General features: G+C 58.1%; 1 other RNA gene. It reads left to right on the forward strand.

The features are described from left to right. The first annotated feature begins 91 nt into the window (after window positions 1-91). Window positions 92-224: non-coding RNA, RtT sRNA (locus CWM57_RS27085), on the forward strand. The last annotated feature ends 105 nt before the right edge of the window (window positions 225-329 follow it).

The following is a 329-nucleotide window of genomic DNA, read 5'->3' on the forward strand; positions in this document are numbered from 1 at the left end:
AGTTATCCTTCCCCCACTACTGTTGCACTCTCTTCAGCCACCTGTGCTGCTATCTCCTCGCTCGCGCTTCGCTTAGCGAGGCTACACGCTATATTCTACCCCACGGGGAAGGATGAGAAGCTTCGACCAAGGTTCGACTCGAGCGCCAGCGAGAGAACGTTGCCGCAGGCAACGGCCCGAAGGGCGAGGCGCTTTAGCGCCGAGTTATCCTTCCCCCACTACTGTTGCACTCTCTTCAGCCACCTGTGCTGCTATCTCCTCGCTCGCGCTTCGCTTAGCGAGGCTACACGCTATATTCTACCCCACGGGGAAGGATGAGAAGCTTCGAC

The sequence above is a fragment of the Klebsiella sp. G-Nf4 genome, from assembly GCF_002810615.1.
In the GTDB taxonomy this organism is placed as follows: Bacteria; Pseudomonadota; Gammaproteobacteria; order Enterobacterales; family Enterobacteriaceae; genus Klebsiella; species Klebsiella variicola.